Here is a 23,514-nt window from a genome sequence, read left to right as displayed (position 1 = left end):
GCTTAGGCTCTGCCCCCTAGGGCAGCAGGTAACCGCGAATCCCGGTAAAGATGATCTGTGCTGCCAGGGCGCAGACGAATAGGCCCATCAGGCGGCTGACGATTTGCAAACCCTGGTCACCGAGCAGGCGCTCGATACCGTGCGATAGATACAGCACCAGCCCTACGGTGAAGCTGGCCAGGGCAATGCTGACGATGGCCAGCAGTTTTTCATCCCAGTGTGGCTGGCTCACCCCCATCACCAACAGGGCACCGATGGTACCGGGGCCAACGGTCAGCGGAATGGTCAGCGGGACGATGGTCACATCCTGCTGCACGTTGTCGGCTTGTACCGCCGGCTTGCCCTGGGCCATGCCCAGGGCCGAAATGAACAGCACGCTGCCGGCACCGATGCGGAAGGCATCGGCGGTGATGCCGAATATTCCGAAGATCGCGCGCCCGAACAGGTAGAGCATCACGCTGGCGACCAAGGCTGCGAACGCGACCTTCCAGGCCAGTTGCTTGCGCTCCTTGCTGGAGTGGCCGCGGGTCAGGCTGATGAAACACGACAGCACGAAGAACGGGCTGTAGAGCACGAGCATTTTCAGGTAGACGCTGAACAACTCATGGAGCATGAGCAGTGTTCCTTGGGTTTATGCCGGCGCAGCCTTGTGTCGCGAGGCCGCTCCTGCAAGAGCATTGGATATCGGTCAGGACGTATGTGCCGGGTCCACCTTGGCTTCCCGGTGATTGGCCCAGTATTGAATCAGCTCACGCAACTGCGACAACTCCACCGGCTTGGCCATGTGTCCGTCCATGCCTGCCAGCCGCGCGCGCTCCTTGTGTTCGGCCAGTATGTGCGCTGTCAGTGCCACCACCGGCGTGCGCTGGCGCTGGTTTTCAGCTTCCCAGGCCCGCAACTGCTGGGTGGCCGAGAAACCGTCCAGTATCGGCATCTCGCAGTCCATCAACACCAGGTCATAATGCTGCGCCTTCATTGCCTGCAAGGCCTCTTCGCCATTGCAGGCGGTATCGGGCTTGAGGTTGAGCTTGCCGAGCATGCTGCGGATCACCTTGGTCGAGATGCTGTTGTCTTCGGCGACCAGCACGCGGAAGTCGCCAGGCAGGTCCAGCGCCTGCGGGATGCCAGGCAGGCTGGCAGGCATCGCCTGTTCGCGGCCGCGCTGGGCCAGCTCCTCGGCCAGGGTGGTCTTCAATGTATAACCAGCCACCGGCTTGGCCAGTATTCGCTTGACCCCGGCGTTGCGCGCGATGACTTTGCTCGGTGCATTGCTGATGCCGGTGAGCATCACCACCAGGATGTCGTGGTTCAGGCTCGGGTCTTCCTTGATCTTGGCGGCCAGCTGCATGCCGGTCATGCCGGGCATGTTCTGGTCCAGCAGCACCGCGTCGAAGTAGTCGCGCAGGTGTGCCTTGGTGCGCAAAAGGGCCAGAGCCTCCTTGCCGGACGGCACCGCGCTGACGTTCATGCCCCAGGCGCTGCACTGCTGTACAAGCACCTTGCGGCACGTGTCGTTGTCGTCGACCACCAGCACGCGGGCATCGCGCAACGGGCTGTCGAGGTCCGCCGGTGGCTGTTCCAGGCGTGAAGGGTCCAGCGGCAAGGTCAGCCACAAGGTGTTGCCCATGCCGGTGCTGCTCTTGATGCCGAACTCGCCCTGCATCAGACCGATCAGCTGTTTGGCGATGACCAGCCCCAGGTGGCCGCCCAGCTTGTTGCTGGAAAGGAAGTGGTGGCTGTGCAGCTCGGCCTGCAGCAAGGCTTCACGGTCGGCGGCGGGCAACGGCTCGCCGCTGTCCTGCACGGCGATACGCAGGCGTGGCACCTCGCCGCGTTGATCAAGCGCAACCACCAGCAGGATTTCGCCCTGGTCGGTGTTTTTCAGGGCGTTTTCCAGCAGGCTCGACAAGGCCTGGCGCAGGCGCGTCGGGTCTCCGCTGATGACCCGCGGTACTTGTGGCTGGGTGAAGCTGATCAGCTCGATGTTCTGTTGCTCGGCCTTGGCGCGGAAGATGTTCAGGCAATCTTCGATCAGCGCGTTAAGGTCGAACTGCACATCATCCAGCTCGATCTGCCGGGATTCCAGCTTGGAAATGTCCAGAATTTCGTTGATCAGCGTCAGCAGCTCGTTGCCCGCGCTGTGGATGGTCTGCACATAATCTCGTTGCTTCACCGACAGCGGTGTGCCCAGCAGCAGTTCAGTCATGCCGAGCACGCCGTTCATCGGGGTGCGGATTTCGTGGCTGATCTTGGCCAGGAACTCGGCTTTGGCGTTGATTTCTGCATCGCTGGCGGCCAGCGCACGGCTGGCGCTGAAGCGCTCCTCGCTTATGCGCCGCAGCCGTTCACTGACCGCCAGGTTGAGCAGCAGGCCACTGACCACGGTCAGGCCCAGCAGGATACACAGCAGCCAGGGTGTCGAGGTGCGTGTCAGGCCCAGCAGGGCTGGCAGCAGTACCAGGCCTCCGAGGTTGAACACCACCATGGCCAGGCTGAACAGGCGTCCGGGCGCATAACCCTTGTACCAGTGGTAGCTGCTGACCAGCAGCATGCTCACGCTGCCCAGCGCCATCAGGGCGTAGGTCATCAGGTTCAGTGGCAGGGTATCGATGAACAGCAGCACCAGCCCACTGAGCCCGACAATCAGCATCTCACCTTGCAGCAGGCGGTTAAGCCGGGGCGAATTGCACGGCGAAAAGAAATGTTGGGTGAAATACAACCCGGACAGGCCGGCCAGGACCAGCGTCAGATAGGCGGCAGGCGTTTGCGCACTGTGCCACACATGCCACCAAGGGCCGCTGAGGTTCAGCAGGATCAGGCCGCTGAGCAGCATCAGGCCGTGGTACAGCGCCAGGATCAGGGTGGTGCTGGAGCGGGTGTAGAGGAAGCGGATCAGGTTGTGCATGATCAGCATGATCAGGCCGCCGAACAGCATGCCGAACAGCAGCGGCTGGCGTTGGTCAGAGGCTGCCTCGGCCGCAGGCTCAAGGCTGATGGCCGGACGCAGCTGGTGCTCTGAGACCAGGCGCAGGTAGATGTCCAGCGGTTGCCTGCTGTAGGGCAGGGGCAATACATGGTCGCTGCCTCGCAGGGTCGGGCTGGCATTGCCGGCCTGGTGCCCGTGGTGCAGCTGACGCAGAAGTTGTTCGCCTTCGAGGGCGTAGAGGTCCAGGCCAGAAAGGTCCGGGGCAAATACCCGCAGCAGTTGCTCCTGGTCACCTGGTGCCAGACGATAGTGCAGCCACAAGGCCTGTCCAGCCGGGGCAGCATCAAGGTCGGCGAGAGGCAGTGGGCTGAACTGGTTGCGATAGCGCTCGGAGCGCACATCGCTCAGTTGCAGGTTGGCCTGTTCGTCGAGCAGAACGGTCCAGCCACCGTCATGTTCGGCCGCAGCCGGAAACATGCAGAGCAGGGTCAGCAAGCTGACGATCAGAGCTGAGGCAATCCGAAGCCGACGCACTACGAAATCCCTTCTTGGCCGATGTGCCGGGTACTCACTATGCGCGGCGCGCCAAGTCGAAGGCAAGGCCCATTCCGGGCCCTGTCGACGAGCCGGATGCCGCAGGCTGAAACCGCTACGGCATACCGGTAGTACTTACTGCTGGTGCTCACCGCGCTCGCGGGCGATGGCCCGATAGCCGATGTCGGAACGGTAGAAGCTGCCGTTCCAGCTGACTTCCTTGGCCAGGCGATAAGCCTGCTGCTGCGCGTCGGCAACGGTGCTGCCCATGGCGGTGGCACACAGCACGCGCCCGCCGTTGGTGGTTACCTTGCCATCCTTGAGCGCAGTACCGGCATGGAATACCTTGCCTTCGATCTTGGCGGCAGCGTCCAGGCCGTTGATCACGTCGCCCTTGGCGTAGTCGCCCGGGTAACCGCCCGCGGCCAGGACCACGCCCAGGCTCGGGCGCGGGTCCCACTGTGCTTCGACCTTGTCCAGTGCCTTGGCGAATGCAGCTTCCACCAGCAGGACCAGGCTCGACTCCAGGCGCAGCATGACCGGCTGGGTTTCCGGGTCGCCGAAGCGGCAGTTGAACTCGATGACCTTGGGGTTGCCCGCCTTGTCGATCATCAGGCCGGCGTAGAGGAAGCCGGTGTAGACGTTGCCTTCCTCGGCCATGCCGCGCACGGTTGGCCAGATCACCTGGTCCATCACGCGCTGGTGCACGTCGGCGGTAACGACCGGGGCAGGGGAGTAGGCGCCCATGCCGCCCGTGTTCGGGCCGGTATCCTGGTCGCCGACGCGCTTGTGGTCCTGGCTGGTGGCCATGGGCAGCACATTGTGGCCGTCGACCATGACGATGAAGCTGGCTTCCTCGCCGTCGAGAAACTCTTCGATCACGACACGCGAACCTGCTTCACCGAAGGCGTTGCCAGCCAGCATGTCACGCACGGCGGCTTCGGCTTCTTCCAGCGTCATGGCGACGATCACGCCCTTGCCAGCTGCCAGGCCATCGGCCTTGATCACGATTGGCGCGCCTTTTTCCTGCAGGTAGGCCAGCGCTGGCTCGATCTCGGTGAAATTCTGGTAGTCGGCGGTCGGGATCTTGTGACGCGCCAGGAAATCCTTGGTGAAGGCCTTGGAGCCTTCCAGCTGGGCCGCGCCCTTGGTTGGGCCGAAGCAGTCCAGGCCGCGGCTGCGGAACAGGTCGACCACGCCGATAACCAGCGGTGCTTCCGGGCCGACGATGGTCAGGTCGACGTTTTTCTCGGCGAAGTCGGCCAGTTGCTCCAGGGCACACACGTCGATGGCGACGTTCTCGCACTTGGCTTCAATGGCGGTACCGGCGTTGCCCGGGGCAACGAAGACTTTCTCGACGCGTGGGTCCTGGGCGACTTTCCAGGCCAGGGCGTGCTCACGGCCGCCGCTGCCGATGATCAAAACTTTCATGTCAAAACCTCGATTCAAGTGATCCCGTGGCTTGCGCCGAACACTGTGGGAGCGGGCTTGCCCGCGAATGCGGCGGTGAATCCACCATCGTATTCGCGGGCAAGCCCGCTCCCACAGGATCTCGACTCGCCTCGGGATCCGCGTAATTAGTGGCGGAAGTGGCGCATGCCAGTGAAGACCATCGCGATGCCGGCCTCGTCGGCAGCAGCGATGACTTCAGCATCACGCATCGAACCACCCGGCTGGATCACGGCGCTGATACCCACTTTAGCTGCATTGTCGATGCCGTCACGGAACGGGAAGAATGCATCCGACGCCATGACCGCGCCCTGCACCTGCAGGCCAGCGTGCTCTGCCTTGATTGCAGCGATGCGGGCGGAGTTGACGCGGCTCATCTGGCCGGCGCCGACGCCGATGGTCTGGCGCTGCTTGGCGTAGACAATGGCGTTGGACTTGACGAACTTGGCCACTTTCCAGGCGAATACCAGGTCGTGGATCTCTTGCTCGGTCGGGGCACGCTTGGTGACGATCTTCAGGTCATCGGCGGTGATCATGCCGATATCGCGGCTTTGCACCAGCAGGCCACCGTTGACGCGCTTGAAGTCCCAACCGGCAGCGCGCTCGGCTGGCCACTCGCCGCACTCCAGCAGGCGTACGTTCTGTTTGGCAGCCACCACCTCGCGGGCGGCCTGGGAGATTTTCGGGGCGATGATCACTTCGACGAACTGGCGGTCGACAATGGCCTTGGCGGTTTCGCCGTCCAGTTCACGGTTGAATGCGATGATGCCGCCGAACGCCGATTCGGTGTCGGTCGCGTAGGCGAGGTCGTAGGCTTTGCGGATGCCGCCTTCGTCTTCCGGTACTACCGCCACGCCGCACGGGTTGGCGTGCTTGACGATGACGCAGGCCGGCTTGACGAAGCTCTTTACGCATTCCAGCGCGGCGTCAGTGTCGGCCACGTTGTTGAATGACAGTTCCTTGCCTTGCAGCTGGACAGCGGTGGAAATGCTGGCTTCGCCTTTCTTGGCTTCTACATAGAACGCCGCGCTCTGGTGCGGGTTCTCGCCATAACGCATTTCCTGTGCCTTGACGAACTGGCTGTTGAAGGTGCGCGGGAATTCGCTGCGCGCCTCAGTGCTCAGGGTGTCCTTGGCCTGGTCGATGGTGCCCATGTAGTTGGCGATCATGCCGTCGTAGGCGGCAGTGTGCTCGAACGCCTTGAGCATCAGGTCGAAGCGCTGGGCATAGGTCAGGCCACCGGCCTTGAGGCCTTCGACGATGCCGGCGTAGTCGCTGGCGTTGACCACGATGGCCACGTCCTTGTGGTTCTTGGCTGCCGAACGGACCATGGTCGGGCCGCCGATGTCGATGTTCTCGATGGCGGTCGGCAGGTCACAGCCAGGCTTGGAAATGGTGGCTTCGAACGGGTACAGGTTGACCGCAACCAGGTCGATCGGCTTGATGCCGTGCTCGTTCATGATGGCGTCGTCGGTGCCACGACGGCCGAGGATACCGCCGTGGATCTTCGGGTGCAGGGTTTTGACCCGGCCATCCATCATTTCGGCGAAGCCGGTGTAGTCGGCCACTTCCACCGCGTTTACGCCGTTGTCCTTGAGCAGCTTGTAGGTGCCGCCGGTGGACAGGATCTCGACACCGAGCTGCTGCAGCTCACGGGCGAATTCGAGGATACCGGTCTTGTCGGAGACGCTGATCAGGGCGCGGCGGACTGGCAGGCGGGTAGTCTGGTCGGTCATTTCGGGTTCCAATAACGCGGTGGAGTCAGCAAAAAAGGCGCCTCTGTTCAGGGAGTCGCCTTTTCTGGATGGGATTCTGGCTTACAACAAGTCGTACTGCTTGAGCTTCTTGCGCAGGGTGCCTCGGTTCAGCCCGAGCATCTCGCTGGCCTTGGTCTGGTTGCCCTTCACGTAGTTCATCACGCTTTCGAGCAGGGGCGCCTCGACTTCGGAGAGCACCAGGTTGTACACGTCCGTCACGGTCGCGCCTTCCAGGTGGGCGAAGTAGTTGTGCAGCGCCTTCTCGACGCTGTCGCGAAGGGTCTGGCCCTCTTCGCTCGGCGTGTTGAGGTGCTGTTTCAGGTTGGCGTTGTCGCTCACGGGCGTTGTTCCACTCACAAATGTCTCGGTCATCATCGTCATGCGGCCACCCCTTGTCCGTCCTCTGTCTCAAGGCTCTGTCGACGTTCGCTGAAAAACGCGCGAACGTTGGCGCACTGCGCTTGTGTGTCTTCCAAAGCGTTGAACCGGGCGCGAAACTCCTTGCCGCCGGGTCGTGTTGCCAGGTACCAGCCAACGTGCTTGCGGGCGATACGTACGCCCATCACATCGCCATAGAAGGCATGCAGCGCGGCCAGATGCTCCAGCAGGATGCGTTCCACTTCGTCCAGTTGCGGCGCTGGCAGATGTTCGCCAGTGCGCAGGTAATGCTCGATCTCGCGAAAGATCCATGGCCGCCCCTGGGCAGCCCGGCCAATCAACAGGCCATCGACCCCGGTGGTTTCCAGCACCGCCCGGGCCTTTTCTGGCGAGGTGATATCGCCGTTGGCAAAAACCGGGATTGACACCGCCTGCTTGATGGCAGCGATGGTGTCGTACTCGGCTTCGCCGGTGTACAGGTCGGCACGTGTGCGGCCATGCACCGCCAGCGCCTGGATGCCAGCCTGTTCGGCGATCTTCGCCACGTTCAGGCCGTTCTTGTTCGCCCGGTCCCAGCCGGTGCGGATTTTCAGGGTCACCGGTACGTCCACGGCGCTGACCACGGCGTGGAGGATCTCGCTGACCAAGGCTTCATCTCTCAATAAAGCAGAGCCTGCGGCTTTGTTGCAGACTTTTTTTGCCGGACAGCCCATGTTGATGTCGATGATCTGGGCACCTGCTTCGACATTGGCCTTTGCCGCCGCTGCCATCATCTGCGCATCACCGCCGGCGATCTGCACCGAGCGTGGCTCGGGATCACCTTCATGGATGCGGCGCAGGCTCGACTTGCGGCTGTTCCACAGGCTCATGTCGCTGCTTACCATTTCCGACACCACCATGCCGGCGCCCAGGCGCTGGCAAAGTGTACGGAAAGGCTGGTCCGTGACCCCGGCCATGGGCGCGAGGATCAGGTTGTTACGTAGTGTGTATTGGCCGATGCGTACCGCCGACATAGGTGATCCCTGTTGTGGGGCCGAATCTTGGAGTTCGAAAAAGGGTTGGCATGATACCCGCTCTCGATGACTGGATAAAGATGGATTTGGATAAAATCTGAACAGTTGTCGGCTTATGCCTTTGCGCTTCAAGCAGCAAGCGACAAGACGAAAAGCGGTCACGGTTGGGGCTTCTTGTCTTGTCGCTTGCTGCTGGCCGCTTGCCGCCTACTCCGGCGAACGGAAGCTCAGGCTGTAATTCACGGCCTTCGGCCCAGGGTCGAGGATGTCCAGGGCAATGTGGATTGGCGTCTGGCTGGGCATTTCGCCACGCCCTGCCAGTTCGCCCGACAGGTACTCGCTGGGCTTGAAGCGACGGCTGGCGATCAGTTGACCATTGAGGTCGGCGAAGCGCAGCTCCAGCAATGGGAACGGCTGGGCGAACGGTGCGCGGTTGTAGATGATCGCGTCGACAATGAGTGCGCCCTTGAAGTCCGGGTGGCTGCGCACCACCAGATTGCTGCTCTTGATGCGTGCAATATCGACGCGGGTAGGCACCTGGCAACCGACCATCGGGCAGATCTGCTGGAAAATCGGCCGATACTGGTCCTGGCGGGCCATTTCGTCGAAATGGAACCACACGTACTGGAACGCCAGCAGGCCGGCAGCCAGCAGGGTCAGAAAGCCCCACAGCAGGCGCTTGCCCCAGTTGGGTGCGGGTTTTTCCCAGCCTAGCTGCAGCGGGTCGTCGACCACGTCGACCAGCGGCTCCTTGCGCGAGGAGCGCTCGGGTTTGCTGGCAAAGCCTGGTTCCAGGCGCTCTCCGGGCAGCGGCTCGACGGGCTCGTCGTCATGCGCCGACAGGCGCAGCGCCAGTGGTTCATCGTCGCGGGCGCTCAGGCCTTTTTCCGGGGTTTCGTCATCGCTGATGCGCAGCGGTTCGCTGAATGCGGGCTGGTCATCGCGTACGGCCGCACCGTGCACGGGGGGCTCGCCATCGATGTCCAGGTCAAGGTTGCTGCCCAGGGTAGGCTCGGTGCGTTCGCCGGGTGCAGGCTCCAGGTCGAGCTCCAAAGGTTCCGGTTCCAGCAGCACCGGGGTAGGCTCTGCCGGTTCCTGCGGCACGTAGGGCTCATCGGTAGCCGTGCCGAAAAGGTCTTCTGCGTGCTCGTCCGGGTGAAGTTCATCGCGCCGGGCCTGCAGGTTCTCATCCTGGCTGGCCGTGCGGGCCGGGGCCGGTTGGCCGCGACGCTCCAGGCGCTCCAGTTCCTTGTCGAGGTCGAGCTCGTCCAGCGCCTGGGCAGTCAGCGCCCAGTCCTGGTCAGGAGGGGTGCCGCGTACGCTGTCGGCGGGCTCTTGCGCCGGCTCGGCCAGTGGGGCGGCAGGCGCTGGAGGTACCGGTGCTGGCACCACGGGGGCGCTGGTGGTAGCGGCACGGTTTTGCTCCAGCAGCTGCTTGGCGGCATTGAATACCTGCAGACAGTGACCGCAGCGCACCACGCCACGCGCCACGCCCAACTGGTGGTGGGTGACGCGAAAGCTGGTCTGGCAATGCGGGCACTGGGTGACGAAACTGTCGGTCATGCGGCGATCCGGGGAGCTGTGCAGAAAAGTATTCTAGGCCCGCTTAGCGACGCCGACCACTGATGCGCACCCAGCCGTCGCGCACGACGATCGGGTCCAGTTCAAAGTCGGCGGCATAAGCGGCGGCCACGTCTTCACCTTGCTCGGCGAGGATGCCCGAAAGCGCCAGCAGACCACCTGGGCGAACCAGGCCGGACAACTGTGGCGCCAGCGACACCAGGGGGCCGGCGAGGATGTTGGCAACCAGTACGTCGGCCTGCATCGCCGGCATGTGCTCGGGCAGGTACAGCGCCAGTTTCTCGTCGGCAATGCCGTTGCGTTGGGCGTTGTCGCGCGAAGCCTCGATGGCCTGCACGTCGATGTCGGTACCTACCGCTTCGCGAGCGCCCAGCAGCAGCGCAGCGATGGCCAGGATGCCCGAACCGCAGCCAAAGTCCAGCACCTGGGTGCCTTCAAGCTGCTGGCCGTCGAGCCATTCCAGGCACAGGGCCGTGGTGGGGTGGGTGCCGGTGCCAAAGGCCAGGCCCGGGTCGAGCAGCAGGTTCACGGCGTCCTTTTCCGGGGCATCGTGCCAGCTGGGCACGATCCACAGGCGGCGGCCGAAGCGCATCGGCTGGAAGTTGTCCATCCAGCTGCGTTCCCAGTCCTGGTCCTCGATCACCTCGGCCTGGTGCTCGGGCAGCTCGGCGCCGGTCAGCAGGCGCAGGTGGGCGAACACCTGTTCAGGGTCGGCATCGGCCTCGAACAGCGCCAGCAGGTGAGTATGCGACCACAGCGGGGTGGTGTTGAGGTCTGGTTCGAAGATCGGTTGATCTTCGGCATCCATGAACGTGACCGAGACGGCGCCTACTTCAAGTAGCGCATCTTCATAGGTTTCGGCTTGTTCCGGGCTGATGGCCAGGCGTACTTGCAGCCAGGGCATGGCGGGCACCTTTGATAAATCGACAGGGGCAGCCCTAGGCTGCGCGAAGGCTGGCAGTTTACGCGAGTGCGGGGGATTTGTGGATCGGGGGCTGCACAGCAGCCCCCGGGCATGTATCAGACAAAACAGAGTGACAGCGACTCGGCTATATAAGCAGGTTTGTCTTCACCCTCAATCTCCAGCGTGGCAATCGCCTTGAGTAGCCACTGCCCCGGCTTTTTCTCCACCACCTCGCCCAGCTTTACCTTCAGCCGAACCCGGCTGTCGACCTTGACCGGCTGAATGAAGCGCACGCTGTCCAGCCCGTAGTTCACCACCATCTTCAACCCTTGCGGCAGGACGAGGATGTCCTCGATCAGCTTGGGGATCAGCGACAAGGTCAGGAAACCATGGGCGATCGTGCCGCCAAACGGGGTTTTTGCCGCCTTCTCAGGGTCGACATGGATGAACTGGAAATCGCCGGTCGCCTCGGCGAACAGGTTGATGCGCTGCTGGTCGATCTTCAACCACTCCGAGTGGCCCAGCTCCTTGCCAACGTACTGCGAAAGCTCTGTAACCGGTACATGGGGCATCGCGGACTCTCCGGGCTGTCAATTGGTACGAAAGTACAAGATCAGCACGGCGAACCGTTTCAGTCAAGTTGCCCGCTTTTCGGCGAATATCGGTCTGAAGCTGTGCGTGCTTATAATGGCGGCCATGCCCGAGGGAGATGCTTATGCTGTTGCGTGGTTTGACCTGGCTGGTCCTGTTCCAGCTGCTGGGGACGGCGATCAATCACCTGTTTGTGCCGTTTTTGCCCGGGCCGATCATCGGCCTGTTGTTGCTGCTGCTCTTCCTCATGGCCCGCGGTGAGGTCGGCAAGCCGCTGAACGAGGCCGCCAGCAGCTTGCTGCGCTATCTCCCGCTGCTGCTGGTGCCGCCGGCAGTCGGGGTGATGGTATATGCCAAGGACATTGCTGCCGACTTCTGGGCGATTTCCGGGGCCTTGCTGATCTCCTGCCTGGTGACCCTGGTATTCGTCGGTGTGCTGATGCAAAAGCTCATCCAGCGCCAGGGCAAGCGTGAGGAGCAGCCATGATGCTCGATTGGCAGGGCGCGCTCGATGCGGTCATTCATCACCCATTGTTCGGTATCGGCATCACGCTGGGGGCCTATCAGGTAGTGCTGGCAGCCTACGAGAAAACCCGCTGGATCTTCCTGCAACCTGTATTGGTATCGATGCTGCTGGTGATCGGTGTGTTGCTGCTGTGCGGCATCGATTACAGCGAGTACCGCAAAAGCACCGAAATCATGAACATCCTGCTGGGGCCCGCTACCGTGGCCCTGGCTGTGCCGCTCTATCTTAACCTGCGTCGCATCCGCCAGCTGTTCTGGCCTACATTTACTACGCTGGTAGTCGGAGGCCTGTTCGCCACGCTCTGCTGCCTGGTGCTGGGCTGGTGGTTCGGTGCCGAGCACATGATCCTGATGACCATGGCGCCGAAGTCCGTCACCTCGCCGATCGCCATGCTGGTGGCTGAGCAGATTGGCGGCGTGGCGGCCCTGGCCGCGGTGTTCGTGTTGATTACCGGGGTGATCGGGGCGATCTTCGGCCCGGCGTTGCTGAGCCGCTTCGGCGTGCACAGCCCTGAGGCGCGCGGCATGTCGCTGGGCGTGACCGCACACGCAGTGGGCACTTCGGTGGCCCTGCAGGAAAGTGACGAATGCGGCGCCTTTGCCGCGCTGGCGATGAGCCTGATGGGAGTGGCTACAGCGGTGTTCCTGCCGCTGGCAGTCAGCCTGGTGGCTTGAGGAATTGTGATGACGCTACCGCTGTTTCCGCTCAATACCGTGCTGTTTCCTGGCTGCTTTCTCGATTTGCAGATTTTCGAGGCGCGCTACCTGGACATGATCGGGCGCTGCATGAAGCAGGGCGAAGGGTTTGGGGTGGTGTGCATCCTTGAGGGCGAACAAGTCGGCAAGGCACCGCCGGTGGTCGCCTCGATCGGCTGTGAAGCGGTGATCCGCGACTTCGTGCAGCAGGATAACGGCTTACTGGGTATCCGCGTCGAGGGCGTGCGGCGCTTCAACCTGGAAAGCTCCGAGGTGCAGAAGGACCAGTTGCTGGTGGGCCAGGTGCAATGGCTGCCGGAGCAGGCAGACAGCCCATTGCTGGAAGCCGATGACGACCTGTTGGCGCTGCTGGTGGCTCTGGGTGAGCACCCCATGGTCGAAGCGCTGGGCATGCCGCGCCCGGTGGACGGGCGTCAGGCGCTGGCCAATCAGCTGGCGTATCTGTTGCCGTTCATGGAAGAGGACAAGCTGGACCTGCTGACCCTCGATTCGCCGCAGCAGCGGCTGGGGGAAATCCAGAAGCTGCTGGAGCGGATTCAGGGTGAATTGTTCGCCTGATGGTGCTGTATTGCCGGTGCCGGCCCCTTCGCGGGTAAACCCGCTCCTACAACGCGCGTAATACCCTGTGAACCACGCGATACCCATTGTAGGAGCGGGTTCACCCGCGAATAGGCCGGCACAGGCAACATCAATACTGATACCTGGCCAACGCCTGCGGCAACGCATGCATGGCGAAGAACGCCAGCAGCGCCACACATGCCGGCAACACCAGCCACCACACCCGTAGCGGCAGGGCTGGCAGGGGCTGCTGGCGTTGCACCAGTGTCAGGCTGAGTGCGCATACGCAACAGGCCAGAAGGGCCCCAGCCAGGATATCGGTTGGCCAGTGCGCCCCCAGGTACACCCGCGACAGGGCAATCGCCAGCGCTGGAATGCACCCCAGCATGACCCAGGTCAGGCGCATCCGGGGTGGCTGCCCACGCCCTGCCAGTACGGCCATTACCAGGAAGAACGCGAACGATGCCGAGCTGTGCCCGCTGGGCATGCTGTAGCTGGTCAGTGGATCGGTCAGTACTTCCGGCCTGGCTCGGGCAAATAGCCATTTCAGTGTGCCGTTGGCGATCGCCGTGCCCATCAACGCGCCCGCCGCGAAAAATGCGTGTCGCCACTGACGGGCAAGCAGCAGCAGGCCGGTCAGCAGGGCGCCGAGGAACAACTGGGTGCGGAAATCGCCTAGCCGTGTCACCAGCACCACGGTGCTGTCGATGGCCTGGCTGCGATGCTCCTGGACCAGTGTCATCACGCCTTGGTCGAATTCATGGAAGTAGCGCCAGCCGAGGAATACACCGGCCAGGGTGATGAAACTGAGCGCGGCAACCAGCCGGGTGCCGTGGCGCTGGTCACGCAGGCTGGTATTCAGGCTCAGGCCGATCAGCACCGCGAGGGCGCCGGCGATGATCCCGGCGTCCAGCCAGAAACCTTCCGGCAGGGGCAGGCGCATGGCGGCGCCGGTGGCCCAGCCGGGTAGCAGGTAGGCTACCGACCAGCCGGCGCCCGCCAACAGGCTGACGGCGATGAAGCGCGGCAGGGGCATGTCGAACATGCCGGCGACCATTGGCAGCATCGGCCGCAGCGGGCCGATGAAACGGCCTACCAGCAGGCTGGCGATGCCATAACGCTGGAAGTAGCTTTCGGCGCTGCCGATCCATTCCGGATGGTGGCGTAGCAGCGGCAGGCGGCGGATGTTCTGGTGGAAGTACTTGCCCACTGCGTAAGACAAGGCGTCGCCCAGCAGGCCGCCGAGAAAGCCGAGGAGCAGCGTTTCGCCCAGGCTGAACGTGCCGTTACCGGCCAGTACGGCAACGGCGAACAGCAGTACGGTGCCCGGCACGATAATGCCGGCGATGGCCAGGCATTCGATGCAGGCCACCAGGAAAATCGCCAGGCCAAGCCACTGCGGGTTGGCGCTGAGCCAGCCGGTCAGACTGTCGAGCCATTGGCCCATGTTCAGCTTCCTTGTTCGAGAATGAAGAAATCACGGCCTTCGACTTGGCCGCGACGTAACGGGTTCCGTGTGCAGAAACGGGCGTACTCGGCATCGACGAAGCGGTATGGCAGGTGCTCGTCGCGCCCGTGCGGGATGCCCAGGCGAGCAGCCTGGATCACCCGGGGCACGGCGTTGCCGCAGTCCTCGACGTACAGGCGTTCGGCGTCGAAACGCTGGGCGTCCCAATGCGGCACTTTCAGGCCCAGGGCCCGGCATAGCAGGGTCTGGCCGGCGCACAGGCGCTCTTGCGGGCGGATATTGCCGCTTGCATCGGGGTTGTTCAGTTGCATCTGCGCCAGGCTGTCGGGCCCCGAGAGGGTGTCCTGCCAAGGATAGGCAGACTTGATCAGCACCGCGTTGCCCGGCCCGTGGGCGCTGAAGTTCAGCGAATCGCCGCCGCGGGCGTAGTACATGTAGATGTGCCCCCCATCCAGGAACAGCGCCTTGCGTTTTTCGGTGTAGCCGAGCGAAGCGTGGCTACCTTTGTCGGAAAGGTAGTAGGCCTCGGTCTCGATGATCCGCGCGGCCAGCCACAGGTCGCCGTGGCGGTGACGGATGACCTTGCCCAGCAGGGCCTTGGCCAGGGTCTGGGCGTCGCGGTCGAAAAAGCTGTCGGGCAGGGCTGGCATGCGGGCAGTTCGTGGCTGGAGAGGCGGGGATGATAGCAATGAATGGCTTAATCGAGGCTGAATTGGAGGGTGAAGTTGGCAGTGCCGGCCCTTTCGCGGGTAAACCCGCTCCTACACAAATCCCTGTGGAAGCGGGCGCGCCCGCGAAAGGGCCGCAACAGGAGGTGGAAATCTCGATAACCCCGGTTACATCTTTCCTACACATTGCCCCATCCATTTTCTACCATCCGCCACCCGCCGCTGGGCGTACACCTGCGCGGCAGTTATAATCAGCCGATTTCCCCTTCGCCAAGACACCGAACCCATGACTGAGTCCGTTCTTGACTACATGACCCGCTTGGGTCGCGCTGCCCGTGAGGCTTCCCGGGTGATTGGCCGTGCCAGCACTGCGCAGAAGAACCGCGCCCTGCAAGCCGCCGCCGACGCGCTGGACGCTGCCCGTGCCGAACTCACCGCTGCCAACGAGCTGGACCTGGCCGCCGGCCGCGCCAGTGGCCTGGAGCCCGCACTGCTCGACCGTCTGGCGCTGACCCCGGCGCGTATCGACGGCATGATCACCGGCTTGCGCCAGGTGGCCAGCCTGCCGGACCCGGTCGGTGCCATCCGCGACATGAGCTACCGTCCATCGGGCATTCAGGTAGGCAAGATGCGTACCCCGCTGGGGGTGATCGGGATCATCTATGAATCGCGCCCGAACGTGACCATTGATGCCGCCAGCCTGTGCCTCAAGTCGGGCAATGCAACCATCCTGCGGGGCGGTTCCGAAGCCATACACTCCAACCGCGCCATTGCCACCTGCATTCAGCGTGGCCTGGCCGAAGCCGGCCTGCCGGCGGCGGTGGTGCAGGTGGTCGAAACCACCGACCGCGAAGCCGTGGGCGCGCTGATCAGCATGCCGGAATTCGTCGATGTCATCGTACCGCGCGGAGGCCGTGGCCTGATCGAGCGCATTAGTCGCGATGCCCGCGTGCCGGTGATCAAGCACCTGGACGGCATCTGCCACATCTATGTCAGCCAGCATGCCGACCTGGACAAGGCCTGGAATGTGGCTTTCAACGCCAAGACCTACCGCTACGGCATCTGCGGTGCCATGGAAACGCTGCTGGTCGACCAGCAAGTGGCTGAGCGCTTTTTGCCAGAAATGGCCCGCCGCTTCGTGGAGAAGGGCGTGGAGCTGCGCGGTTGCGAGCGTACCCAGGCTATCATCAGCGCCAAACCGGCCACCGAAGCCGACTGGCACACGGAATACCTCGATGCGATCCTGTCGATTCGCGTGGTCGACGGCCTGAACCAGGCCATCGAGCACATCAACCACTATGGCTCGCACCACACCGACTCGATCATCAGCGAACACCAGGGTGAAGCCCGTCAGTTCATGGCTGAGGTCGACTCGGCGTCGGTCATGCTCAACACCCCGACCTGCTTTGCCGATGGCTTCGAGTACGGCCTGGGTGCGGAAATCGGTATTTCCACCGACAAGCTGCATGCCCGCGGCCCTGTCGGCCTGGAAGGCCTGACCTGCGAGAAGTATGTGGTGATCGGCGATGGCCAGTTGCGCGGCCAGGGGTCCTGCTGAGTTGAGCAAGGCCCAGGCAGTCCGGCGTATCGGCATTCTAGGTGGTACCTTCGACCCCGTGCATATCGGCCACTTGCGCAGCGCGCTGGAAGTGGCCGAGTTCATGGGGCTCGATGAGCTACGCCTGCTGCCCAATGCCCGGCCGCCGCACCGCGACACGCCACAGGTGGCCGCGCAGGATCGCCTGGCCATGGTCCGTGAAGCGGTGCAGGGCGTCGCTTGCCTGAGCGTCGATGCCCGCGAGCTGGAACGTGACAAGCCGTCGTACACCATCGATACGCTGGAATCGATCCGCGCCGAGCTGTCCGGCAACGACCAGCTATTCCTGGTGCTGGGTTGGGATGCCTTCTGTGGCCTGCCCGCCTGGCATCGCTGGGAAGAATTGCTGCAACACTGTCACATCCTGGTACTGCAACGTCCGGATGCCGACGTAGAACCCCCTGACGAGTTGCGCAACCTGTTGGCTGCGCGCTCGGAGAGCGATCCCACCGCCATGTCCGGCCCGGCGGGAAATATTTCGTTCGTCTGGCAGACGCCGCTTGCGGTGTCGGCTACACAGATCCGACAGCTGCTGGCCAGCGGCAAATCGGTGAGGTTCCTGGTGCCGGACGCCGTACTGGCCTATATCGAGGCGCACGAACTGTATCGTGCGCCCAACTGACGGTGCCTCTGGCGCCTCATCCAACGAGTTGAACGAGTTTTATATGACCAAGCAGAAAATTTACGGCGAAGAACTGGTCGCAGTGACCAAGGCAGCGCTGGAAGACGTCAAGGCCCAGGACATCCAGGTCATCGACGTGCGCGAGAAGCACAGCCTGACCGACTACATGATCATTGCCACCGGTACCTCCAACCGCCAGATCAACGCGATGGCCGAAAAGGTCCGTGAAGCAGTCAAGGCCAAGGGCGCCCAGCCACTGGGTGAAGAAGGCAAAGGCGACAGCGACTGGGTGCTGCTGGACCTGAACGACGTCATCGTGCACATGATGACCGCCGCTGCCCGCCAGTTCTACGACCTTGAGCGTCTGTGGCAGGGTGCCGAGCAAAGCCGTGCCGCCGATGGCAAGCACCACAGCCCGGACCATGCTCACGAGTACTCCGACAAGCTCAAAGACCGCGAATAAGGAAAGCGCTGTGCGTCTGCGCCTGATTGCGGTCGGCTCGCGCATGCCGAAGTGGGTCGAGGAAGGCTGGCATGAATATGCCAAGCGCCTGCCCGCCGAGCTGTCGCTGGAGCTGGTGGAAATCCCGCTGAACACCCGTGGCAAGAATGCCGACGTCGCCCGCCTGATCCGTCAGGAGGGCGAAGCCATGCTGAGCAAGGTGCAGCCTGGGGAACGCATTGTCACCCTCGAGGTCCATGGCAAGCCCTGGAGTACCGAGCAGCTGGCCACCGAGCTGGACCGCTGGCGCCTGGATGCGCGCACGGTGAATTTGATGGTGGGCGGCCCGGAGGGCCTGGCGCCTGAGGTTTGCGCGCGCGCCGAGCAACGTTGGTCGCTGTCGCCGCTGACTTTGCCGCACCCGTTGGTAAGGATACTCATCGGCGAGCAGATCTACCGCGCCTGGACCGTGTTGTCCGGGCACCCTTACCACAAATGAGCCTGTAAGCAGTCCGATGTCGCAGCCGATCCGTCTCAAGGACCACGAGAAAGACGCCCGCCTGGTGCGCAACCGCGTCGTGGTCGGCGCAGTGGCGATCATGCTGCTTGTTTGTGTGTTGATCGCACGGCTGTACTACCTGCAGATCATCCAGTACGACTACCACTCCACGCTGTCGGAGAACAACCGGGTGCATGTGCAGCCGATCCCGCCAACCCGCGGGTTGATCTTCGACCGCAACGGGGTGATCGTTGCCGACAACCGGCCCAGCTTCAGCCTGTCGATGACCCGCGAACGTGCGGGTAACTGGCAGGAAGTGCTGGATACAATCGTCGAAGTGCTTGAACTCACCGCTGACGACCGTGCCCTTTTCGAGAAGCGCATGCGCCAGGGCCGCCGGCCATTCGAACCGGTGCCGATCCTGTTCGAGCTCAACGAAGAGCAGATCGCCCGCGTGGCGGTAAACCAGTTCCGCCTGCCGGGTGTGGAAGTGGTGGCACAGCTGGTGCGGCATTACCCGCAGGGTGCGCATTTCGCCCATTCGGTGGGTTATGTAGGGCGGATCAACGAGAAAGAGCTGAAAACGCTCGACCCGGTGAACTACAGCGGCACCCACCATATCGGCAAGACCGGCATCGAGCGCTTCTACGAGGCCGCCCTGCATGGTCAGGTGGGTTACGAGGAAGTCGAGACCAACGCCCGTGGCCGGGTGCTGCGGGTGCTCAAGCGCACCGACCCGAAGCCGGGCAAGGACATTGTGCTGAGCCTGGACATCAAGCTGCAGGAGGCCGCTGAAGCCGCGCTGGGAGGCCGGCGTGGTGCAGTGGTTGCGCTCGACCCGCGAACCGGCGAGGTGCTGGCGATGGTGAGTCAGCCTAGCTTCGACCCCAACCTGTTCGTCACCGGCATCAGCTTCAAGGCCTATGCCGAATTGCGCGATTCGATCGATCGGCCGCTGTTCAACCGCGTGCTGCGTGGCTTGTACCCGCCGGGGTCGACCATCAAGCCGGCGGTGGCTATTGCCGGTCTGGACAGTGGCGTGGTGAATGCCAGCAGCAGGGTGTTCGACCCTGGCTACTACCAGTTGCCCAACTACGACCATAAATACCGTAACTGGAACCGCTCCGGTGATGGCTGGGTCGACCTGGACACCGCCATCATGCGCTCGAACGACACCTACTTCTATGACCTTGCGCACAAGATGGGCATCGATCGGTTGTCCAGCTACATGAACAAATTCGGTATCGGCCAGCGGGTATCCCTCGATATGTTCGAGGAGTCTGCCGGGTTGATGCCGTCGCGCGAATGGAAGCGTGCCACCCGTCGCCAGGCCTGGTTCCCTGGCGAAACCCTGATTCTCGGCATCGGCCAGGGCTATATGCAGGCTACGCCGCTGCAACTGGCCCAGGCCACTGCACTGATCGCCAACAAAGGTGTGTGGAACCGCCCGCACCTGGCCAAGACCATCGAAGGCCTGCCGCCGGTAGACGACAACCCCATGGAAGACATCGTGCTGCGTGACAAGTCCGACTGGGCCAAGGTCACCCATGGCATGGAACAGGTGATGCACAACGCCCGCGGTACCGCGCGCAAGGCAGCTGCCGGAGCCCAATACCGCATTGCCGGCAAGAGCGGTACCGCCCAGGTGGTGGCGATCAAGCAGGGCGAGAAGTATGACCGCAACAAGCTCCAGGAGCGCCACCGTGACCATGCCCTGTTCGTCGCGTTTGCCCCAGCCGAAGCCCCGAAAATCGTGGTTTCGGTGATGGTCGAGAACGGTGAGTCCGGCTCGGGTGTCGCCGCTCCGGTGGTACGCCAGATCATGGACGCCTGGCTGCTCGACGAAAATGGCCGGCTCAAACCCGAGTTCGCGCCCGCCACCGTTACCCAGGAATCGGCCCTGTGATGAACAATTTCGATCGCATGCTCTCCAGCGAGGATGTGATGCGTCGGCGTGCGAGCTTTCTGCAACGCATCCATATCGACGGCCCCTTGCTGATCATTCTGCTGACCCTTGCAGCCGGCAGCCTGTTCGTACTGTATTCGGCCAGTGGCAAGAACTGGGACCTGCTGCTCAAGCAAGCCACCTCGTTTGGCATCGGTCTGGTGTCGATGTTCGTCATCGCCCAGCTGGAGCCGCGCTTCATGGCGCGTTGGGTGCCATTGGCCTACCTGGCCGGGGTGCTGTTGCTGGTAGTGGTCGACGTAATGGGCCACAACGCCATGGGGGCCACACGCTGGATCAACATTCCTGGGGTGATCCGCTTCCAGCCCTCGGAATTCATGAAGATCATCATGCCGGCGACCATCGCCTGGTACCTGTCCAAGCGCACCTTGCCGCCCCATTTGAAGCACGTGGCGATCAGCCTGGTGCTGATCGGCGTGCCGTTCATGCTGATCGTACGTCAGCCCGACCTGGGGACCGCGCTGCTGATCCTGGCCTCTGGTGCCTTCGTGCTGTTCATGGGCGGCTTGCGCTGGCGCTGGATCCTCAGCGTGCTGGCGGCAGCCGTGCCAGTCGCGGTGGCAATGTGGTTCTTCGTCATGCACGACTACCAGAAGCAGCGGGTATTGACCTTCCTCGACCCTGAAAGCGACCCGTTGGGCACCGGTTGGAACATCATCCAATCCAAGGCAGCGATCGGCTCGGGCGGGGTGTTTGGCAAAGGCTGGCTGCTTGGCACGCAGTCGCACCTGGACTTTTTGCCGGAAAGCCACACCGACTTCATCATCGCCGTGCTCGGCGAGGAATTCGGCCTGGTCGGCATCTGCCTGCTGCTGATTGTCTACCTGCTGCTGATCGGCCGTGGCCTGGTGATCACCGCCCAGGCGCAGACCCTGTTCGGCAAGCTGCTTGCGGGCAGCCTGACCATGACTTTTTTTGTATACGTGTTCGTCAATATCGGAATGGTAAGCGGCCTTCTGCCCGTGGTGGGCGTGCCGTTACCTTTCATCAGCTATGGCGGAACATCGTTGGTGACGCTGCTGTCAGCGTTTGGCGTTTTGATGTCGATCCATACGCACCGCAAATGGATCGCGCAGGTTTGAATAAGGTGAACAATTTCATGCAAGCAGTGCGTAACTGGGCTGCCCGTTGTGCGCCTTGGATCGGTGCGGTGGGCCTGTTCGGCGCTGTACAGCTGGCCCATGCCGGCGAATACGACGGCTCGCCCGAGGTAGCCGCGTTTGTTGGCGAAATGAGCCGCGACTACGGTTTTGCGCCTGAGCAACTGATGGGTGTGTTTCGTGAGGTGCAGCGCAAGCAGTCGATCCTCGACGCCATATCGCGCCCGGCCGAGCGGGTCAAACCGTGGAAGGACTACCGGCCGATGTTCATCACCGATGCACGTATCGCTCGCGGTGTGGATTTCTGGCGTCAGCACGAGGCTGTATTGGCACGTGCCGAGCAGGAGTACGGCGTACCTGCGCAGTACATTGTCGCGATCATTGGCGTGGAAACCTTCTTTGGCCGCAATACCGGCAACTACCGGGTGATCGACGCCCTGTCGACGCTGGGCTTCGACTACCCGCCACGGGCCGAGTTCTTCCGCAAGGAGCTGCGTGAGTTCCTGCTGCTGGCCCGTGAGGAACAGCTCGATCCCTTGACGCTCAAGGGCTCGTACGCCGGCGCCATGGGGCTGCCGCAGTTCATGCCAAGCAGCTTCCGCAACTACGCGGTGGACTTCGACGGGGACGGCCATATCAATATCTGGAACAACCCTGACGATGCCATCGGCAGCGTGGCCAGCTACTTCAAGCGCCACGGCTGGGTGGCCGGCGAGGGTGTGGTCAGTCGCGCCTGGGTGGAAGGTGAGCGCGCCGACGAAGGCCTGACCACCGGCATCGAGCCGGTGAAAACGGTAGGGGAGTTGCGTACGCTTGGCTGGTCGGTTCATGATTCGCTGCGCGATGATCTGCCGGTTACCGCCTTCCGTCTTGAGGGCGAGAGCGGCCCCGAGTACTGGATGGGCCTGAAGAACTTCTACGCGATCACTCGCTACAACCGCAGCGTGATGTATGCCATGGCGGTACATCAGCTTGCGGAACAGCTGGTTCAAGTACGGGGCGTCAAGTAATGCGCGCAATCATCTCTGCCAACGCTTTCAAGCTGCTCACCTGCCTCGCCGTCGGTGTGGCGCTGGCCAGCTGCTCTTCCAACCGCCCGGCCCCGAAAAGCAGTGGCAACGTCGTGCGCAGCCAGCCGGGCCTGGACATCAACCGGGCGCACAAGGACGGCGCGCCGTGGTGGGACGTGGATGTGAACAAGATCCCCGATGCCACCCCGACCGTGCACACCGGTAACTACAAGGCCAACCCGTACACAGTGCTTGGCAAGACCTACTACCCGATGCAGGACTCGCGCAACTACCGCGCCGAGGGTACGGCATCGTGGTACGGCACCAAGTTCCACGGGCAGAACACTGCAAATGGCGAGCTGTACGACCTGTATGGCATGAGCGCAGCGCACAAGACCCTGCCGCTGCCAGCCTATGTGCGGGTGACCAACCTGGCGAACGGCCGCAGCGTGATCCTTCGGGTGAACGACCGTGGCCCGTTCTATTCCGACCGAATCATCGACTTGTCCTATGCTGCCGCGAAAAAGCTTGGCTATGCCGAGATCGGCACCGCGCATGTGCGCGTCGAGGGTATCGACCCGCAGCAGTGGTGGGCTCAGCGCGGCCAAACGCCGCCGATGGTGCTGAAGGAGCCGCAAGTGGCGCAGACCCAGGCAATACCGGCCAGTACCGGGCGGGTCGAGCAGTGGACCCCGCCGCCACAGCAGCACGCAGCGCCCGTGGTACCCGTGCAGGTGGGTGGCAACAACGTGCCCGGTGGTAACGGTGGCAGTTTCTTGCAGGTAGGCGCGTTCGCCAACCCGGACGCTGCCGAGTTACTGCGCGCCAAGCTCAGCACCATGGTCAATGCACCCGTGTTCATCAGCTCGATCGTGCGTAACCAGCAGACCCTGCACCGCGTGCGCCTGGGGCCGATCGGCAGCCAGGGCGAGATCCAGCAAGCACAGGACAGCATTCGCCTGGCGAACTTGGGGCAGGCAAAGCTGGTCACAGCAGACTGACTGTGGGAGCGGGCGCGCCTGCGAAGACGGCAACACCAAACTATCGGTTTTGTCATGAATTGCCGGTCGCGGCCATGTACAATGACCGCTTTTGCCCGCAGCGACATAAAGCCGCACATTCGCGGGCCAGGCCATTGGCCATAAAACTAGACTGACTGGCGCTGGGCACATGATCTTGCCCAGGGAACATCTCAGACCATTAGCGATT

Annotated in this window: 22 protein-coding genes; 11 read left to right on the top strand and 11 right to left on the bottom strand. The window is 62.9% G+C overall.

Going from position 1 to position 23,514, the window contains the following annotated elements; all coding sequences use genetic code 11:
* Positions 1-16: 16 nt before the first annotated feature.
* The 9 genes from FQ668_RS23410 to FQ668_RS23365 form a co-directional block, all read right to left on the bottom strand.
* Positions 17-613 carry a MarC family protein gene (locus tag FQ668_RS23410; protein ID WP_014592545.1) on the bottom strand — a complete coding sequence of 199 codons (597 nt, stop codon included), beginning with the start codon at positions 611-613 and terminating at the stop codon, positions 17-19.
* Between the two features lie 75 nt (positions 614-688).
* Positions 689-3,460 carry a hybrid sensor histidine kinase/response regulator gene (locus tag FQ668_RS23405; protein WP_019437009.1) on the bottom strand — a complete coding sequence of 924 codons (2,772 nt, stop codon included), beginning with the start codon at positions 3,458-3,460 and terminating at the stop codon, positions 689-691.
* 135 nt (positions 3,461-3,595) lie between these two features.
* Positions 3,596-4,891, bottom strand: a complete 1,296-nt coding sequence (purD, locus tag FQ668_RS23400) for a phosphoribosylamine--glycine ligase (RefSeq protein WP_003249685.1) — start codon at positions 4,889-4,891, stop codon at positions 3,596-3,598.
* 146 nt (positions 4,892-5,037) lie between these two features.
* Positions 5,038-6,645, bottom strand: coding sequence for a bifunctional phosphoribosylaminoimidazolecarboxamide formyltransferase/IMP cyclohydrolase (purH, locus tag FQ668_RS23390; protein WP_014592543.1), 1,608 nt, complete (start codon positions 6,643-6,645; stop codon positions 5,038-5,040).
* 81 nt (positions 6,646-6,726) lie between these two features.
* On the bottom strand, positions 6,727-7,047 hold the full coding sequence (gene fis / locus FQ668_RS23385; RefSeq protein WP_012274390.1) for a DNA-binding transcriptional regulator Fis: 321 nt from the start codon (positions 7,045-7,047) through the stop codon (positions 6,727-6,729).
* Positions 7,044-8,057 (bottom strand): tRNA dihydrouridine synthase DusB, encoded by a 1,014-nt coding sequence (gene dusB, locus FQ668_RS23380; RefSeq protein ID WP_003249695.1) that lies wholly within the window; start codon positions 8,055-8,057, stop codon positions 7,044-7,046. Before dusB ends, fis begins: the two co-directional genes overlap by 4 nt.
* Positions 8,058-8,264: 207 nt before the next feature.
* Positions 8,265-9,620: a DUF3426 domain-containing protein gene (locus FQ668_RS23375; RefSeq protein WP_144180685.1), complete on the bottom strand. Its 1,356-nt coding sequence runs from the start codon at positions 9,618-9,620 to the stop codon at positions 8,265-8,267.
* Positions 9,621-9,663: 43 nt separating this feature from the next.
* Positions 9,664-10,542 carry a 50S ribosomal protein L11 methyltransferase gene (gene prmA / locus FQ668_RS23370; RefSeq protein WP_003249700.1) on the bottom strand — a complete coding sequence of 293 codons (879 nt, stop codon included), beginning with the start codon at positions 10,540-10,542 and terminating at the stop codon, positions 9,664-9,666.
* Between the two features lie 116 nt (positions 10,543-10,658).
* A complete protein-coding gene (locus tag FQ668_RS23365) occupies positions 10,659-11,114 on the bottom strand; it encodes a MaoC family dehydratase (RefSeq protein WP_014592541.1) in 456 nt (151 codons plus the stop codon).
* A gap of 143 nt (positions 11,115-11,257) precedes the next feature.
* On the opposite strand from FQ668_RS23365, the gene FQ668_RS23360 reads away from it, so the two are divergent.
* Genes FQ668_RS23360 through FQ668_RS23350 form a run of 3 tightly spaced genes read left to right on the top strand, consistent with a single transcriptional unit; the run spans position 11,258 to position 12,933 of the window.
* On the top strand, positions 11,258-11,620 hold the full coding sequence (locus tag FQ668_RS23360) for a CidA/LrgA family protein (protein WP_014592540.1): 363 nt from the start codon (positions 11,258-11,260) through the stop codon (positions 11,618-11,620).
* Positions 11,617-12,333 (top strand): LrgB family protein, encoded by a 717-nt coding sequence (locus FQ668_RS23355; protein ID WP_004576852.1) that lies wholly within the window; start codon positions 11,617-11,619, stop codon positions 12,331-12,333. Before FQ668_RS23360 ends, FQ668_RS23355 begins: the two co-directional genes overlap by 4 nt.
* Before the next feature lie 9 nt (positions 12,334-12,342).
* Positions 12,343-12,933 carry an LON peptidase substrate-binding domain-containing protein gene (locus FQ668_RS23350; RefSeq protein ID WP_003249708.1) on the top strand — a complete coding sequence of 197 codons (591 nt, stop codon included), beginning with the start codon at positions 12,343-12,345 and terminating at the stop codon, positions 12,931-12,933.
* A gap of 130 nt (positions 12,934-13,063) precedes the next feature.
* Here the strand turns inward: FQ668_RS23350 and FQ668_RS23345 are convergent, their stop codons facing one another.
* Positions 13,064-14,380 (bottom strand): bifunctional DedA family/phosphatase PAP2 family protein, encoded by a 1,317-nt coding sequence (locus FQ668_RS23345; RefSeq protein WP_014592539.1) that lies wholly within the window; start codon positions 14,378-14,380, stop codon positions 13,064-13,066.
* A gap of 2 nt (positions 14,381-14,382) precedes the next feature.
* Positions 14,383-15,051, bottom strand: a complete 669-nt coding sequence (locus tag FQ668_RS23340; protein ID WP_010955424.1) for a DNA-3-methyladenine glycosylase — start codon at positions 15,049-15,051, stop codon at positions 14,383-14,385.
* 304 nt (positions 15,052-15,355) lie between these two features.
* Between FQ668_RS23340 and FQ668_RS23335 the strand changes: the two genes are divergently transcribed.
* From FQ668_RS23335 to FQ668_RS23300, 8 genes are read left to right on the top strand one after another with little or no spacing between them, the layout of a single operon-like run.
* Positions 15,356-16,627 carry a glutamate-5-semialdehyde dehydrogenase gene (locus tag FQ668_RS23335; RefSeq protein ID WP_004576854.1) on the top strand — a complete coding sequence of 424 codons (1,272 nt, stop codon included), beginning with the start codon at positions 15,356-15,358 and terminating at the stop codon, positions 16,625-16,627.
* On the top strand, positions 16,596-17,288 hold the full coding sequence (nadD, locus tag FQ668_RS23330; protein WP_014592538.1) for a nicotinate-nucleotide adenylyltransferase: 693 nt from the start codon (positions 16,596-16,598) through the stop codon (positions 17,286-17,288). The genes FQ668_RS23335 and nadD overlap by 32 nt, the downstream gene beginning before the upstream one ends.
* Positions 17,289-17,331: 43 nt before the next feature.
* On the top strand, positions 17,332-17,751 hold the full coding sequence (gene rsfS, locus FQ668_RS23325; RefSeq protein ID WP_009685825.1) for a ribosome silencing factor: 420 nt from the start codon (positions 17,332-17,334) through the stop codon (positions 17,749-17,751).
* 10 nt (positions 17,752-17,761) lie between these two features.
* The gene (gene rlmH, locus FQ668_RS23320) at positions 17,762-18,229 is read left to right on the top strand and encodes a 23S rRNA (pseudouridine(1915)-N(3))-methyltransferase RlmH (RefSeq protein WP_003249722.1); all 468 of its coding nucleotides are present in this window, start codon (positions 17,762-17,764) and stop codon (positions 18,227-18,229) included.
* A gap of 16 nt (positions 18,230-18,245) precedes the next feature.
* On the top strand, positions 18,246-20,135 hold the full coding sequence (gene mrdA / locus FQ668_RS23315) for a penicillin-binding protein 2 (protein ID WP_003249725.1): 1,890 nt from the start codon (positions 18,246-18,248) through the stop codon (positions 20,133-20,135).
* 38 nt (positions 20,136-20,173) lie between these two features.
* Positions 20,174-21,277, top strand: coding sequence for a rod shape-determining protein RodA (gene rodA, locus FQ668_RS23310; RefSeq protein WP_003249727.1), 1,104 nt, complete (start codon positions 20,174-20,176; stop codon positions 21,275-21,277).
* Between the two features lie 17 nt (positions 21,278-21,294).
* Positions 21,295-22,305 (top strand): lytic murein transglycosylase B, encoded by a 1,011-nt coding sequence (mltB, locus tag FQ668_RS23305; protein ID WP_014592536.1) that lies wholly within the window; start codon positions 21,295-21,297, stop codon positions 22,303-22,305.
* Entirely contained in the window at positions 22,305-23,306 is a 1,002-nt protein-coding gene (locus tag FQ668_RS23300) for a septal ring lytic transglycosylase RlpA family protein (RefSeq protein ID WP_014592535.1), read from the top strand. The genes mltB and FQ668_RS23300 overlap by 1 nt, the downstream gene beginning before the upstream one ends.
* The last annotated feature ends 208 nt before the right edge of the window (positions 23,307-23,514 follow it).

This window comes from Pseudomonas sp. Kh14, assembly GCF_900291005.1.
GTDB lineage: Bacteria > Pseudomonadota > Gammaproteobacteria > Pseudomonadales > Pseudomonadaceae > Aquipseudomonas > Aquipseudomonas alloputida.
The sequence above is the reverse complement of the archived record's forward strand: the minus strand, read 5'-3'. Positions and strand labels throughout refer to the sequence as shown.